The sequence below is a fragment of the Aquisalimonas lutea genome, from assembly GCF_030409225.1.
Lineage (GTDB): Bacteria > Pseudomonadota > Gammaproteobacteria > Nitrococcales > Aquisalimonadaceae > Aquisalimonas > Aquisalimonas lutea.
Genome location: NZ_JAUFPK010000007.1, coordinates 315,015 through 328,102 on the forward strand (window position 1 = coordinate 315,015; position 13,088 = coordinate 328,102).

The 13,088-nt window shown below is 61.5% G+C and carries 11 protein-coding genes and 1 pseudogene; 6 read left to right on the forward strand and 6 right to left on the reverse strand.

Translation table 11 applies throughout. From position 1 onward, the window contains the following. Positions 1-229: 229 nt before the first annotated feature. Positions 230-898 (reverse strand): SOS response-associated peptidase, encoded by a 669-nt coding sequence (locus QWY84_RS19185; RefSeq protein ID WP_290204652.1) that lies wholly within the window; start codon positions 896-898, stop codon positions 230-232. A 411-nt stretch (positions 899-1,309) separates the two neighbouring features. Here QWY84_RS19185 and QWY84_RS19195 point away from each other — a divergent pair, with 411 nt between their 5' ends. Then, positions 1,310-1,720, forward strand: coding sequence for a transketolase family protein (locus QWY84_RS19195; protein WP_290204653.1), 411 nt, complete (start codon positions 1,310-1,312; stop codon positions 1,718-1,720). A gap of 331 nt (positions 1,721-2,051) precedes the next feature. Here the strand turns inward: QWY84_RS19195 and QWY84_RS19200 are convergent, their stop codons facing one another. The 4 genes and pseudogenes from QWY84_RS19200 to QWY84_RS19215 all read right to left on the reverse strand — a co-directional run bounded on the left by QWY84_RS19200 (position 2,052) and on the right by QWY84_RS19215 (position 4,098). Next, positions 2,052-2,378 (reverse strand): H-NS histone family protein, encoded by a 327-nt coding sequence (locus QWY84_RS19200; RefSeq protein ID WP_290204654.1) that lies wholly within the window; start codon positions 2,376-2,378, stop codon positions 2,052-2,054. Between the two features lie 394 nt (positions 2,379-2,772). Beyond that, positions 2,773-3,045: pseudogene (locus QWY84_RS19205) on the reverse strand (CAP domain-containing protein); the annotation flags it as partial. Between the two features lie 12 nt (positions 3,046-3,057). After that, complete coding sequence (locus tag QWY84_RS19210; RefSeq protein WP_290204656.1) at positions 3,058-3,261, reverse strand: hypothetical protein; 204 nt, start codon at positions 3,259-3,261, stop codon at positions 3,058-3,060. A gap of 261 nt (positions 3,262-3,522) precedes the next feature. Next, positions 3,523-4,098, reverse strand: coding sequence for a hypothetical protein (locus QWY84_RS19215; protein ID WP_290204657.1), 576 nt, complete (start codon positions 4,096-4,098; stop codon positions 3,523-3,525). Positions 4,099-4,530: 432 nt separating this feature from the next. On the opposite strand from QWY84_RS19215, the gene QWY84_RS19220 reads away from it, so the two are divergent. The 3 genes from QWY84_RS19220 to QWY84_RS19230 are packed head-to-tail and all read left to right on the forward strand — an operon-like array spanning position 4,531 to position 5,731. After that, positions 4,531-4,971 (forward strand): Xre family toxin-antitoxin system antitoxin, encoded by a 441-nt coding sequence (locus tag QWY84_RS19220; RefSeq protein WP_290204659.1) that lies wholly within the window; start codon positions 4,531-4,533, stop codon positions 4,969-4,971. Next, entirely contained in the window at positions 4,971-5,432 is a 462-nt protein-coding gene (locus QWY84_RS19225; protein ID WP_290204661.1) for an RES family NAD+ phosphorylase, read from the forward strand. Before QWY84_RS19220 ends, QWY84_RS19225 begins: the two co-directional genes overlap by 1 nt. Continuing rightward, positions 5,429-5,731, forward strand: coding sequence for a hypothetical protein (locus QWY84_RS19230; RefSeq protein ID WP_290204663.1), 303 nt, complete (start codon positions 5,429-5,431; stop codon positions 5,729-5,731). Before QWY84_RS19225 ends, QWY84_RS19230 begins: the two co-directional genes overlap by 4 nt. A 123-nt stretch (positions 5,732-5,854) precedes the next feature. On the opposite strand, the gene QWY84_RS19235 is transcribed toward QWY84_RS19230, so the two are convergent. After that, positions 5,855-6,529, reverse strand: coding sequence for a hypothetical protein (locus QWY84_RS19235; protein ID WP_290204664.1), 675 nt, complete (start codon positions 6,527-6,529; stop codon positions 5,855-5,857). A 1,220-nt stretch (positions 6,530-7,749) separates the two neighbouring features. On the opposite strand from QWY84_RS19235, the gene QWY84_RS19240 reads away from it, so the two are divergent. Both QWY84_RS19240 and QWY84_RS19245 read left to right on the forward strand, forming a co-directional pair. Next, on the forward strand, positions 7,750-10,359 hold the full coding sequence (locus QWY84_RS19240) for a DEAD/DEAH box helicase (RefSeq protein WP_290204666.1): 2,610 nt from the start codon (positions 7,750-7,752) through the stop codon (positions 10,357-10,359). A 533-nt stretch (positions 10,360-10,892) separates the two neighbouring features. Further along, positions 10,893-12,104: a hypothetical protein gene (locus QWY84_RS19245; RefSeq protein ID WP_290204668.1), complete on the forward strand. Its 1,212-nt coding sequence runs from the start codon at positions 10,893-10,895 to the stop codon at positions 12,102-12,104. Positions 12,105-13,088 lie beyond the last annotated feature (984 nt).

Here is a 13,088-nt window from a genome sequence, read left to right on the forward strand (position 1 = left end):
GTGCTCGCGCTGTCTATCGACGTGGCATCGTTGAGCAGTTCCCGGGGAGCGTTTTCCTGATGTGGCTGTCAGAAACCAGAAGTAGTTGCCGACCTATTGCGACCTTCAGCCGAATGCAATGACAACATGAGATTTAGAGTTTCTGAGAGTGTTTACTCCGACGGAAAGCAGACGTTCCCAACCCTCGATCGAAGGTCCGCAACGGGTCGCTTTGAGACGACGGGTACGTTTAGGCGACGCGTTCCAGGAGGTCGGGGCCGTCGTTCCGGGGTGAGTTGACGCGTGTACTCACCGGGTAGGCGTCCATGCGTTCTGCGGGAAATGGCACCAACGCCGCCCGTGCCTCCTCCGGGGATCCTTTCAGCCAGATCCCGCAGTCCTCGGGGGTGACGATGGCCGGCATCCGCGCTTTTGCGTGGATCTGCGCGACCATGGGATTGGCCGGCACCGTGATGATGGTGCACGACTCGACCACCGCCCCGTCCGGTGCCGTTGATGCCTCCCACAGGCCGCAGAAGCCGAACGGCTCGCCGCCAACACGGCAAATGAAGTATGGCTGCTTGCGACCGGCAACCGCTTGCCACTCATAGTACCCAATGGCGGGAATGACACAGCGCTGCCCGCGCTTCCAGGGGCCGCGGTAGGTCGCCGCCGTGTCGATGCTCTCCGCCCGGGCATTGATGGTGCTGTACTTCGTCGGCTGCCCGTCGGCCCACGCGGGTACAAGTCCCCAGCGCAGCATCACGCCCTCGCGCTCGCCATCAGCGGGTCGGATAGCAGGGACCATTTGCGTGGGCGTGACGTTGTACTTGACCCAATCATGCGTCCACTGCCGCGGGATCACGTTGAACGCCCGCTCGATGGCCGCCTCGGTCTTGCTGACGAATCGACCACACATCTGTCGGCTCCCGGCGGTATTCAATCTCCAGTCTAACCCAGTCCAAGCGCTGCCATCCGGCAGCGGATTGCGCGTCTTGGGCAAAAACTATACATATATATGGGCTATCCTCCTTGCTCCACCAGTATCAATATGTAGTGGTTCCAAAAGGACGTTTAGCCGGCGCAGCTCGATCCCTACCTGGATGAATTTACCTCCCGGTTTAACCGGCGTTCACCCTGCGCACGCGGCCTATTGTTCCACCTCCTGCTCGACCGGGCCGTGTCCCGACCGCCGGCGACTTGCGAGTAAGTTGGCACGCAACGGGGACACAACATCTCGTAGGTGGTGGAGCTAGCAGGATAGCCCGTACATATATACAGCCTTCAATAATGAAGCAATCGCCACCACACGCCAAGGAGTTCCTTGCCGATGGAGTCTTCGTTATTCGAGCGCTACAGGGCATCGGCCGATTCGATCAACATCGCCACACTCTGGATGCTGAGCAGAGGGATTCCGTTGCGGGTGCTTCGGCGCTGGTCGTGCCTGTATGACCCGGGCGCGGATGTCACCGTCGCTGCAGAAGAGCTGGACAACGACGGCGCACTCGATGTGACCGCCCCGATCCGGGCGGCTTGTCGGGACAGTCAGCACATTGTGACCTGTGAGGAGCACGTCTATTTGCTCCACGGCCGTCCTGCCGGCACGTTGATTGCTGAGTTCGCAACGGCGCCTCGCGAGCGGATGGTCCGTGTCTCGGAGCAGTTCTGCAGGGATATGGACCTGGAGCATGGAGACAACGCGATTCCCGTGGCTCCGAGCCAGCGTTACGAGCATCAGTGATTCCAGCACGCCCGGAGAAACTCAAGCCTAAATGAATGCGTTCGTGCAAACGAGGGAGAAACCGCTGCATTGACGCAGAACGCAGATGCGAGAAACGGCTCTACGCCGGAGAACTGCATCATCACGCGTTCCTTTCTGCGGTTCCCTTGCCCGAACAAAACCGCGGAGAAAAGCATTCCGTGGCGATCATGCCATCGTGGATTATGGAGGATCCTTTGCCGGGGTGCAGGGTGTGGCGCGACGCGTTCCTGTGCCTTGGTGGCCGGCGGCAGTTTTCTGCTATTGCACTCAGGATGAGGCCTCCCTGCCTCCATCCGGGCAACGCGTTACTCTACGATGCCCTGAGCTCCTCCAGGGAACGGCCGGCGGCTTCCCAGTCCTTCACCCAGGCCGGCTTGCGCCCGCGACCGCTCCACGTCTTCGAGCCGTCATCCGGGTGAACGTACTTGGCCGAGGCCTGGGTCCGCCCCTTGTTCTTCGTTGTGGCGGCGCTGCCGACGACTTCGCTGAGCGAGAGGCCGTAGCGCTCGGCGACCTTTTTCATCTCCTCACGAGCCTTTTTCTCATCGTGCTTCCGGCGCGCACGGAGCTCTTTGTCAATGTCCTTGCTGAGCGTATTGAGTTCCTTGGTTGAGTACTTGCTGAGATCGACTGCCATGGATAAATCCTTCCATTCTAGGTAAAAACCGCCGTTATTTGACTACGAGAGAATACTTGATGCAAGTGCAATGCTAAGTCAAGGATGGAAGGAAGAAAAGGGAAACGCGAATACCCCATAAACCCGAACGACAGGTTGATTCTCTGACACCGGCTTTCATTCATGATCGCAAACGATGCCTATTCCGGGTGCGGTTTTGGTATTCAACAAACGGACGACTGTTCTGACTTGGTGCAACCTACCCAGGGCGAATCCTATGGTAAGGATTCGCCGTTCTGCCCGGTGCGCTCAACGTCTGACAGCGAAACAGCAGGTGCCAAAAAACGGCAAATATGTAGGCCGACCGGTTCTCGCGCCTCTCCCAGCAGTGTATCCGCATTTTCGTAGACGGCTACTAACGCGGGGCAGCCAAGACCAGCGTCCAGTAGCGTGTACCGCTTGCGTCCCGGTCGACACCTGCGCCGAACTCTGTGTAATCCGCGGACATGATGTTGGCGCAGTGGCCCGGGCTGTCGAGCCAGGCGGCGACCACGGTGGTGGCATCCGGCTGGCCGGCGGCAACGTTCTCGGCCCAGGCCCATGCCTGATATCCGGCCGCGCCGAGGCGGTCGGCGAGGGTTTCACCGTCGCTTCCGTCATGGCTCAACTGGCCCGTGTGCGCCATGTCCGCGCTGTGTGCTTACGCCGCGGCGCCCAGGTGATCGTTCCAGGTGAGCGGTGGGCCAGCGGCGTAGGTGTCGTCGCCGCATTGCCGCTCCTGGACTCTAGCCTCGGCTAGGAGCGTCTCCCAAGTATCAGAGAATGGGACCCCGTCAATGGTGTCACCGGAAAGCACCGCCGGTGCCGCGTAAAAGCCGATCAGGCTCACGAGGGTGACCATCACGAGGCGGCTCCTAACGGCGGCCCGCGGCGGCTCATTGCACCGTTGTAAACATTTCAACTTATCAGCGATCCGCCAATGCTCGAACATCCTGCACCCCGGCAACACGGCCAGTCTGTCCAACCCAGTTCACAATGGTCTGCGCCAAGGGCTCAAACTCCTGGGCCCGCTCCCGGGGCGTGCGCCGGCTGCGCACCAGATCGATCGTCTGTTGCCGGAACTCCGGCGGATACGAGCCCTGCCATCCGTGGCGCCCGTGAACCGTCATCCTGCTGGAGACGCGTCGCTTGCGACTTCTCTGTCGTTACAGAAAACAGCATCAGGGGAGCGACCGGCGAGGTGGGCGATGACTGTACGAGGCGACTTATGATCAGAGGTGTCTCCGCAGATCCGTTCGATCGCCTCGGCAACGAACACTCGCTGCACGGCTGTCAATTCCCTTATCTGCTCCATGGCACGCGAACCGGTACCCATTCGGGTGGTCCCTTTCTGGTTGAAATACAATTCAACGTCGCGCGGATCGGCTTCGAATCCAAGATCGTCCATAACCCGGGACGCGAATCCATCCAGCTCGTCGAGTGCGAACTCGCTGCGTGAAATCTCGGAATTGAGCAGCAACATCCACGCTTCCTCGTCGAGTAGAGGAAATCCCTGTGAGAGCGTCCACTCATAGCGGGCAGCCATCCGATTGATAGCGTCGTTCTCCGGAATCCGAGAAACAGGCACATCAGTATATCCCAGCTCAATATGCGTACTCCGGTTGATATCCGGGCGGGTTGGCCGCGACTCCAGCAATCGAGAGAGAGCGCTGCATGGCGTTACGGAGATCTGCTTTGTCATGTCGTTTCCTCGTTAGTCTAGGGCGGTTGCGGTAACCGCAGAGAGAGCCGTACGCCGAGACGTGCAAACGCGGTGAGAGCCTTACTCACCTCGATCCCATGGCATCGGGTACAGTTCAGTATTGTAGGTTTCCAGGGCCGCGAAGTCAAATAAAAATGGAGTAAAAACAATCATTTATACTCTACCTAGTAGAATAAATGAACTCGGACTCAGGGTGCCCCGCGTGGTTGAGTTGCTCCGTAGCCTTCCCCCATGTTTAGGCATCTACGTTCATTCCTCGGGCGCGCTGTTGGGCATCGGGATCGCTGATCGAAGCCTGTGGTCTTTGTTGCGACAGAAACGAATGCTGAGGTGACGAATGCGAAGGGTGATCCTGTCTCGGTCGTCCGTTTCGTCATATACTGGTGACGGAGTCGACACGGAGGGCTGGATATGCAGACCCAGGAGCGCCAGCAGTACCTGACGTACTATCTCGGGGATCTCCGGGTTGAGGGTTGGTCATCGGCCTCAACGGACGATTGGACGCTGCTGCGCGGTGTCGTCACTAGGGGGCTGCCCACGGAGAACGCCCGTATCCTGAGAACGCGTATCTCTCGGCGGGTATTCGACCGGGTCCTTCCGCGCACGACGCTCTCGTCCAAGAGCGGCTCGGTGCGTCTATCCCAGGAGCAGTCCGATCGGGTAGTGCGGCTGGGCCGGATCTACGCCCGGGCGGCCGAGGTCTTCGGTGATCACGAGCGTGGCCGGCAGTGGCTCGAGCAACCCAACCGGGCACTGGGAGGGCAGGTGCCGGCAGATCTGCTGCTGCACGACCCCGGGGTGCACGAGGTTGAGCAATTGCTGGGTCGAATCGAGCACGGCATCGCGGCCTGATGCGACTCTATCGCATTGCCCGTGCCAAGTACGCAATCGACCTCTCCGGGGAGGGCTCGCGCCTTTACGGCGGCCGTTGGACGCCACCTGGGTATCCGGCGATCTACACCTCGGAGCACCCAGCGCTGGCGGCCTGGGAAAACGCGGTGCACTTCGGGCTTGAGGAGCCGGTCGCGCCACTGGACTTCCGGCTGATTGAGCTGGTAGTCCCGATCGACGCCGCGGCCAGCGTCCTGGATATTCCCTCGATCCCGCACAACCCGGTGTCGGTGGGGCGGGACTGGCTGGAGACTCGGGCCAACGATATTCTGCTGATGCGCGTACCTTCCGTGGTTATTCCCCTGTCCTGGAACATCATCCTCAATCCACGACATCCTGACGCGAAACAAATCACTGTGAGGGATCATGGTGCCTTCGTGTTCGACGTGCGGCTGCCTTTCACGAAGGACCCATCCCCGTGACAGAAGAGGCCCTCAACGGCAGTTCCTCTGCCAAGCGCTACGTTCAGGATAGGGCCTTTGCAATGGAAGCCGTATCCGGCTACGGCCCGCGATTCTCTACAATCGATGATGACTGGATCGAGGATGCCGAACGCCTTGCCGAAGAACTTGATAAGCGCATAAATGCGCAGCGCGAGGTCAACGGCTTCGATCTTCGCTACAACCAGACACTGGAAGTCGACGACGACGCCTGGCGGGATTGCGCTCGGGTGTTGTCGCAGCGCCAGGTGGGGACACTGATGCGCCAGGGCTGGGGGTGAGGGGGTAGAGCCCGCCGAGAATAGGTTGACGATCATGGAAAATTGGGTGGCAGGCGGTGGCCGTGGCATTCAGTCAGCAGGCTAGCTGACATGGCGAACGAAGCTACAAGCACGGATTGAACCCTATTTGCGCGTCACATGCTTGAAGTGATCGATCCAGTACTTTGCTGTCTTCACTCGCCTGCGGGTTGCTTCCTTCACTAGGTCTCGGTCCCTGCAGATCGCACGGATCTGTTCCGCCCACTGGACCTGCCGGGCTGAGCCCTGTAGTGCGGGCAGTCCTGCATGGTCCGCTTGCCGGCGCGCTGCGCGGGCATTCCTTTCGCGCTCGTTCGTGATTCGCCTGGCCACGGCGATGGCCTCCTCGGCTGTCTCGCCGACGGCGTCACGGAATCCACTGACGCACCATTTGACGGGCAAACTCCACTCGGCGATGAGCTCATCATCGTTCGCATGTGGGGGAAACCAGTCCGGCAACTTCGGGTAAACCGGATCAGCAGTCCACTCACCTTCTGTCACTGGCACGTAGTAGTCCCGCTCGCATTGGATTTGCTGGAGCAGACGTTGGCAGCGTTCACTTTCACGATGATGACTCTCCCTGGCGCGTTTCGCCTCGGCCATGTCACCCGGAAACATCGCGCACAGCAATTGATGCCATGAATCCCGGTCTTGATCCGAGAGCATTGCAGCCGCATCACCGACCACGACGAGGTGATAGCAGCGCCGGGTCCCGCGCGCATCCACCAGCACGTCCTCCAACCGATAGAGTCCCGTACCGAGGTGCTCGTAAGCCACCATCCCAGTTCCCGAGGATCGACTGAGGGAACTCGAGTCTGGACGAACCACGCGACCTCGCGTCCCGATTGCATCATTCGTGCGATCGAAAGCGACTCCGTCGACGCGCTTGACGACCGTCCCTCGGCCAAAGAGGGACTTCTGCGTCAGGCGACCTACCGAAAAGTCGCCCTTGCCAACCCCGAACGCGGATGTCAGTTCGAGAGCGAGCGCCTCGACAGCGGCCTGTAGATCCCATCCGTCGGCCACTGGCTCTGCAAACTGCCTTGGACTGGCTGGATGCTCAGAGGTGGTTTGTGGGGTTGGCGAAGTCATGCGAGTCATATGCGTACCTCCTCGTTTTCAGAAATGCGTGAATCGATGGAGAAAATGTATCGAGTTCTAGTCGGGAATGCAATAGGAAAGTGAATATTAATAAAACCTAATATTTCACACACCGCATATGGGAATGAAGGGCGCTTCTTTGCGATTCCTTTCAGGGCGTTGCGATGCCGCTCAGGTCTGTGGTTTAGAGAAGACATTATGGCCTGTGAAAGTGGGTCGAATGGGTTGATAAGGGATGACGGTAGTGCGGGTTATATAAGTCGAAATAAATAATTCTTATATCCTAGCCGGTAGGAAAAATACTTGTCGGTTCATAGCCTTCTCTCTGCGTGACCGGTGAGACCCATGCGTTGTTCGTTCGTGGCAATGGAGTGAGACCTCGTAGAGTCCGCTTGAGCCAGCTTCCAAGACCGGGAAACGAGCGGGCGCTCGATCGTTTGTAGACTGTAAGAGACGGATTTTGAAGGTTAAACGACAAGAAGGTGAACTTCATCGACGGACTCGCTTGTTGTTGCGTCTTTGCAATAAGACTCGGGTCAGGGGCGGCAATGAGAACCGAACCCTTCGAGTGAAAAGCCTGTCCCACGGTTTTCCTGGTTGTATAATACATAGCTAGAAAACCGTGGAATAGTGCAGGACTGAAGATAGGCCACGCGCTACGCGCGTGAAGATGCCAGGAGCAGAACGGACACAGAGCCTGGAGTTATTAATAAAAGAAAATAAATAAGGGGCCATCGCGTTCGAATAAAGCCACTTTTTGGCGTTATTCGGGGTGGACATTGGAAGGTTCTTTGGGAGAAGATACGGACGTGTCAACAGTCGGCTGGGTCTCGCCACAGGATAGGGCCTTCGGAAGAAGGAAGGAGGTGATGCGACAGCCAAAAAAAGGAGATAATCGAATGCACAATGAGTTAGTTCCACGCGGTCGGGTCGAGAGTACGGTCATTTTCACGCACCTTACGCGGCCGGATGCCCAGGATGGTGTTCTAGCGCGCCACGAGGGGGCGGGAGTTGTGGAGACGGCGCCGCCGTTCGACGCGGCGTTGACGCAATGGTGGCAAACCTACGGACGGAAATACCGGATGGTGATTGCATGTGAACGTCATGAAGCTGGATCGGCTTTTGATCTGGCCCGTGACTACGGAGTCCATGCCGTTGAGATAGTGGACGCGCGCGGAGCGCAGCTCGCGAGCTACCCGTTCTCGGGCGTCGACGCGCTGCAGCGACATCTCCCTGACGTTTGCGTGGCTGATTGCGCGGTGGATGCGAACGAGCGGGCGGAGCGGGCAGCGCGCGCTGCCGCTCCATTGGCTCCGCTGCGCTACAGCATAGAAGAGGTTGTTGAGCGTTTGGTGGCGGCCAACCCCCACATTGACGCACGCTCACTGACCGAGTTTCTCCATAGGTATCTCGGGCGGCTGCGCGAGCGTGCCTGCGCGACGCAATCGATCCCGGTGGACCAGGAGGGGGTGGAGCGCATTGCGTGGAGCCTTGATGAAACGCTCCTGTCGCACATGCGGGAAAACCGTGGGATCTACATCATCGCCACGCCGACCGGGAGCGGGAAGACGCAGTTTGCGCGCGCGCTCGTGCAGCAGGCAAAGACCGATGGTCGTCAGCCGGTCTATGTCTCCCGGCTTCGCAGCATTGTCGCTCCGATGGCGGATCTCATGACGCACTACGAGCCTGCGCGGGTGGGACAGCCAGTGCCGGCGCCGGGTGAAGAGGTGGCGTTGTCGTCGCTTGCGGTCACGGGGAACTCACTCGGGGCGCGGCGATACAAGGGCCTGATTCGTCGGTCACAGACGCTCATCGTCGACGAAGCGCAGCAGGTGCTGGAGCATCTTGCCACGGCGGACAATATCGACAACCGTGACCAAGCCATTGATGCGCTCGGTGAAGCGATTCGCACGACGTCCACGGTTGTGCTGTGCGATGCGGACGCGAATGGCACGTTGGTGGATTTCGTAAAGCGGCACCGCCCCGACGAGCCTGTCACGGTGATCACGGGCGAAGCCGAGTTCTCACACATCGCCGCGCAGATCGGGGATTTCGACCAGGTGTTGGGTGAGGTGATGGAGGCGGTGAAAGCCGACGAACCCGTGCGCATTTGTGCTGACAGCGCCAAGGAAGTGCGGGCGATCGCGGCCCGCATCCACGAGGAAAGCGGCTGCACATGCCTGGCGATTACGGGGCACAACAGCGGCGAGACGGCCCCGGCGCGGCTGATCGCGCATCCCGATGCCGTCGTGACGCAGTGGTCAGTCCTGGTGCACTCGCCGGCCATTGTCTCGTCGGTATCGATCACCGTCCCGCATTTTACGAGGACGTTTGGCCTTTTCTCTGGCGTGGTGACGGCGGCGGAGGCGCTGCAGATGTTGCGTCGCGATCGCACGGCGCAGAACTATCGTATCGGGGTGCGGCCCCCGAAGCGCTATCATCTGGATTGTCCCCGCAAACGTCTGGCCGAGCTGCTTCCCGAGAACCGCGAGGCGAGCGCGAATGAGGCGCTGATTGCCACCATCCGGGCGGAACAGAGTTTCTCCCGCAACCACCTGGCCGTATCACTTTGGGCGATCATGGAAGCGCAGGGCATCCGAGTCTCGCGCCTCGTAGCGAACGAGCAGTGCCGCCAATGCGGCCGTGAGGCCGGGCGCTCGGGGCGGCGCATTGCGAAGGCGGAGTATGACAACGCGCTGCTTGCTGCGCGGGCGGCGACCGATCAGGAATGGGCGGCTGCACATCAAAGGGAGGACACGAGCGAGGCGCTATTCTATCGGCTGGAGCGCCGGCGCGTGGAGCACTGGCTAGGCCGTGCGCATGTCGCGCCGGCGGATGTCGCACTGTGGGCGCAAGGGTGCTTGCCATCGTGGGTGCAGGCGTGGCGGATTGCTGGGATGACCACCGCGCAGGCGCACGCGGCCGATCGGGCGGAGAAGGGCGACGCGCTGAGTCGCCGCCATATCGGAAAACTCCATGCGATCTTTTGCTATCTCCTCGATGCGCTCGGTTGGCGGCTTGACGGGGACCCCAACGCAATGGTTCTCCACCGCGCGAATGCGGGCCCGGCGCTGCGCGGCCTGGTTGAGCAGTATCTGGGGTGGATTCAAGCGCTGGACCTCCCGGTCACCCTCTATCCCAAGCACGCCCACGCCAAAAGCCCCGTGCCGATCCTGCGGCGTGTCCTGGAGGCCCTGTTTGGCCTGACGTTTCGAGATGGCGAGATGAAGGTGGACGGGAAACGGACTCGGGGAAAGCGTGTCGAGGCAGAAAGACTCCAGCAGTTGCGCGCGGTGGTGGCGTCTCACGGACCGATGACCGCGCCCCAATCGCGTTGCACGAACCCGATCCCGGCGTCGGTATTGGAGCCCGAAACTCCGCACCGCGAGATGGAATTTGTAGCACCGGAGCCTGTCTCCCCCGAGCTCTTCCGGGAGCCGATCCTGGATGCGATCTGGGGGGCGAGAGACACACCGAATGCCGCATCACCAACGAACGGAACGCGCTAGTGCACGGCGCTCGGGGAACCGGGGGAGGCGGCGTAGCACGGGGGCGCGAGCGGTGTGCGGCTGGTTGTACGGGGCGCTACGCGCGGCGTACGCCTTGGCTGCCGAGGGGGCTGCGCGGCAATGCCCCGCCTTGGGTGGCGGGTAGCGTGCCCGCCACGCCCGCCCCACAATCAAGGACTTGCAAGCCCGCCTGCGATGCGCCTGCGACCGGGCGTGGTGCTGCCTGCGCCAGCACCACGTCCCCGGGGGCCGGTGCGCGCGCGGCCGGTCGCGGCGACACGCCGTGCGCGGCCACCCGACGCCCTCGCGCCGGTGAGCCCCGTTGATTGTCGTCGGTGATTCGCCGATCGGGCGGGTGCGATTAGCGTGCCCGAAAGGGCGAAAAGAGGCGCTCAATATATTCTGCTTTGCAGGAATAATTAAAAAGAATAACCGCAAAAATTACCTTTATTTGGTATGGAATATAAAAGGCCGGATTCGTAATATGGTTTGTGTGATGTGACAGTCCACAAAACTTTATTACGGAGACGAAAATGAAGACGAAACAAAAGAGCAATGTTGGCCGGAATTACATTCCCGTTGTTGGAAAGCGGTTATTCCGGCTCGCCCTCCACTGGGCGGACGGGGCGAGGCCGGGGACAAAGCGCGCGCGCGATGCGGCGGTGAAGGCGATGCGCGGGCGCAAGCGTACGATTCGTGGCAGTCGCCGCGCGGACCGAGCGCGCGAGGTCGTCGACGAGGTAGTCGAGGCGATCCACGGCGCGCGGCGGGCACGCAATGCGCGCCGATCGCCCTCCAGGGGCAGGCGATCGGGCGCGCGCCCCGCGCCCGGTGCCACAGAGGCAGTGACGAACCGGGTGATGTGCGAAACGCCGCTCGCCGAGCGACTGCGCCAACGCACGCAACGCCGGCTCGAGGCCGTCAACCCCATGCGCCGCGGCGCCGCGGGCGGCCACTCCCTGCAGGTCCACGTGGTGTCGGACCCCACGGAGGTGGGCTACACCGTTGTCATGGATGAGAATCGCGATACGTATGCCGGGCGTTTCAAGGGGTGGATTGCGAATGAGGACCACCACGTCATCCGCGTCCCGGGCCGGTGGCTGCGCATGGTCCATGGCGCCGGGTTGGCGGTGGTGGATGGCCTGCTGACGCTGGACGTCTCGCCGCTCGAGAGGGCGCCGGAGGGCGTCGAGCTTTACCGGGCCGTGTGGGCAGGGCAGGGGCGGGGCTATCAGGTGCGCACGGATCACGGCTATATCGCACTGACACGCGACCCGCTGGGCGGGCCGGAGTACGCCTGCCACGGGCGAACCGCCCGCGGAGCGCTACAGGGGCTAAAGCGCAAGGTCGATCGCATCGAGAGTGTGCGTCTTGCACCGAACGTGTCCTTGTCGCGCCTGCTGCGCGACGCGGATGCGCAAGGGATCGAGGTGCGGCTGTCCGACGCCCGCGCGGTGGGGGCGTGCCATTATGGGATTCGGGCCTGGTGCTACGCCGTTGGCCTTGACCCCGACGCCGGTCGGGCGCCGCTGCGCGCCGTGTGGGAGGGCTACAGCAAGAACCCGGCGCCGGAGGCGCGCGCGGCGATGATCTATGCGATTCGCCGCTACCGGATGCGGCCGGTGCGCGAGGCGACCGCCATGCGGCCGGCCAACGTGAGCCCACTTCGTATGGGCGTAAGGCCCCTACGGCGGGTGAGCGTGTACCCTTCAAGACCGATGCCGAGCGGTAGGCGCCTTCGGTGAGGGCCACCGGGTCGCGATGATTCCCACGAGAACGCCTGCCGCGCACCGAGGGGGGCGGCAGGCTCGCCCGCCTTTGATCCTTGGCCTGCGCGTCCGGGACGCGCTGTGACGTTGGCTCTTCAGCTGCATCCCCGGTCAATAGAGACCTCTCGAAGCGGGGCAATGGATTTGCCGAGGAGATCTTTCCCGCTGCGACCGTCAATGCGCGGGTGTATTTGTGGACGTGGAATCTCTACCGGGTCCGCAGACCTCCTGGTTGTGTGACATCGTACAGATCCCATCCACTCACTGAGCTAGAGTGTGCAGTGCGCTTCGCCAGGGAGGCCCGCTACTTTTCTCCTTTAGCGGGCATGATGACCTCCACCAAGGTCATGTTGGCCCCGGCTTCTTGCCCCCGAAGGCCGGGGCCCTTTTGTTTTCGTCCCTGCAGAGCATTGGCACCAGCGCGGACCCGCGCACCTGGGCCGGGGCCACTCGCAAACATAGGGCTCAAAGTGTGAAGTGTGTAACATTTTTGCGACAGCAAAGGGTTGCGCTTAGCGCTTGGCTTTCGCAGCGAAGGGATGAAGTACCCCGCCCGAAGTCATCCGGGGCGAACAGGAAGCCGGTCTTGCTGAGCCGATGTATTGCCGTGGTCACGTCGGTTGGCGGGTGCAATGTTCCTTCCGACATTCCGCAATCCAGCAAAGGCGATCGGTGCCACGCACGGCGAACCGCTGGCGGATCTGCTGTGCCGCCTGTGCACTCCTTGGAGCCTACAGCTGACCGGCGGAGAAGTTGATGGCGGATCAGCAACGCCGCGCAGTGGCTTTCGCGCCCCCGAATGTCAGCTCGCCACCTGTCCGTGGGCGTCGAGGTTCTCCCGCAGGAACTCCCGGAACACGCGGACCCGTGCCGGTGCGTCGCGTCCGCCGAGCGTAATGGCGTAGAGCGTGCCCTCGGATACGTACCACTCCGGCAGGACCCGTTGGACAGCGCCCGAAG